1 protein-coding gene is annotated in these 2,662 nt (G+C 69.6%); it reads left to right on the forward strand.

Translation table 11 applies throughout. The annotated features are described in order from the left end of the window. The coding region (locus tag EBH09_RS01230) for an amino acid adenylation domain-containing protein (protein ID WP_121745199.1) at positions 1–2,662 on the forward strand (2,662 nt) is incomplete at both ends.

A 2,662-nucleotide genomic window follows, 5' to 3' on the forward strand; every position in this document is an offset into this window, starting at 1 on the left:
CCCTCCACGACCTCACCACCCGCCACGAAACCCTCCGCACCCTCTACCGACAGAACGACGGACACGACGCACACCAGCACGTACTCCCCGCCGACCAGGCAGTCCCGGAGCTGACGGTGACCAACGTGCGTCAAGAGGAGCTGACTGAGGCACTGGCCCAGGCCGCGCACTACTGCTTCGACCTCAGCACCGAGCTCCCCATCCGCGCCACACTCTTCCGCCTCGCCGACGACGAGCACGTACTGCTCCTCCTCCTGCACCACATCGCCGGAGACGCCTGGTCTCACGCACCTCTCACCCGCGATCTGACCACCGCTTACAACGCACGCCTCAACGACACGACCCCTGCCTGGCAGCCCCTGCCGATCCAGTACGCCGACTACACCCTCTGGCAGCACGAGCTGCTCGGCGAGGAGGCCGATCCGGACAGCCTGGCCGCGCGGCAACTCGCCTATTGGGCCCAGCAACTCGCCGGTCTACCGGACGAGGTGCCGCTGCCCATGGCTCGGACACGGCCCGCCGTTGCCTCCCAGGCGGGTGCTCGTGCGGAGTTCACAGTGTCTGCCGAGCTCCACCAACAACTGGCCGCGTTGGCGCAGCGGAACGGCGCCAGCCTGTTCATGGTCCTCCAAGCCGCCGTGGCCACGCTTCTCACCCGCCTCGGCGCGGGAACCGACATCCCTATCGGTGCTCCCATCGCCGGCCGCACGGACGAGGCGACCGACGACCTTGTCGGCTTCTTCATCAACACCCTCGTCCTGCGCACCGACACCAGCGGCCGGCCCACCTTCCGCGAACTCCTCCACCGCGTCCGCACCACCGGCCTCGACGCCTACGCCCACCAGGACCTCCCCTTCGAGCGCCTCGTCGAACACCTCAACCCCACCCGCACCCTCGCCCACCACCCCCTCTTCCAGATCATGCTCATCCTGAACAACTCCGAGCGTGAGTCCCTGGAGTCGCTGGGCGGCCTGCTGCACGGTCTGGAGGTCGCTGCCGAGGGTACGACGACCGAGGTGGCGCGAACCGATCTCGCGTTCGAGCTGGCCGAGCGGCAGACGTCCGACGGCGGACCGGCCGGGCTGAGCGGTAGCATCCGGTACCGTACGGACCTCTTCGACGCCGCGCCCGTGCGTGAGCTGACGGGCCGGTTCCTGCGGTTGCTTGAGGGCATCGTCAAGAACTGTGACCTTCCGGTCTCCGAGCTCGGCGTGCTCAGCGCCGAGGAGCGCCACACCATCCTGACGACGTGGAACGACACGGGTCAGCCGCTGCCCAACGCCACTCTGCCGGAGCTCTTCGAGGACCAGGCTGCCCGTACGCCAGGTGCGGAAGCGCTGGCGTACGAGGGCGAGGACGAGGGACTGACGTACGCAGAGCTGAACACGCGTGCCAACCGGCTCGCCCGCCTTCTGCGCGAGTACGGAGCACGCCCCGAGCGCTTCGTCGCGCTCGCCCTGCCGCGCTCACCCCTGCTCGTCACCGTTCTGCTGGCCATCGCCAAGACCGGCGCCGCCTATCTCCCCATCGACCCGGACTACCCGCACGAGCGCATCAGTTACATGCTGCGCGACGCGGGCCCCGTCCTCCTGCTCACCACCTCGGAACAGACGGCCGGACTGCCGGCCATGCCCGCGGACACGGCGCTGCTGGCAGTCGACGAGCCGACGGTGCGGGAGCGGACAGACCGCATGGAGGGCGGCAACCTCACGGTCGAACGCTCCGAAAAGCAGCTGGCGTACGCCATGTACACCTCCGGTTCCACCGGCCGCCCCAAGGGCGTGGCCACCACACAGCACGGTGTCGTCGCCCTGGTGCGGGACCGCTGCTGGAACAGCAAGGCGTCCCAGCGAGTCCTCTTCCACGCACCGCACACCTTTGACGCCTCCACTTACGAGATCTGGGTGCCACTGGTCACCGGCGGCACCGTCGTCATCGCACCGCCCGGCCCGTTGGACGTGGCGGGTCTCACCGCGCTGGTGGTGAAGCACGACATCACCGCCCTGCATCTGACCGCCGGTCTCTTCCGAGTGATCTCGGACGAGGCTCCGCACTGCTTCTCCACGCTCAGGGAAGTGCTCACCGGTGGCGACGTCGTCTCTCCGGCGGCCACCGCCACCGTGCTGCGGCACGCACCGCACGTAACGCTGCGTCATCTGTACGGCCCGACCGAGACCACGCTCTGTGCCACCCAGCACGAGCTGCGCGCGCCCTACGACCCCGAGCCCAGCCTCCCGATCGGCCGTCCCCTGGACAACACCCAGACCTACGTCCTGGACGCCGCCCTGCGGCCCGTTCCCGCAGGCGTCATCGGCGAGCTCTACATCGCGGGACGGCAGCTCGCCCGTGGGTATCACCAGCGCCCCGGCCTGACCGCGGACCGTTTCCCCGCCAACCCCTACGGCGAGCCCGGCACCCGCATGTACCGCACCGGCGATCTCGCGCGCTGGCGCGGCGACGGCCGCCTTGAGTTCCTGGGCCGGGCGGACGACCAGATCAAGGTACGCGGGCACCGCATCGAGCCCGGCGAGATCGAAGCCGCGCTCGCTACCCACCCGGAGGTCGCGCAGGCTGCCGTACTGCTCCGTGAGGACACCCCGGGCGACCGGCGGCTGGTCGCCTACACGGTCACCCGGCACGATCGGGTCAGCGCCGCCGAACT

Origin of the sequence: Streptomyces sp. E2N166 (assembly GCF_003671715.1) — a bacterium.
GTDB classification, from domain to species: Bacteria; Actinomycetota; Actinomycetes; order Streptomycetales; family Streptomycetaceae; genus Streptomyces; species Streptomyces thinghirensis.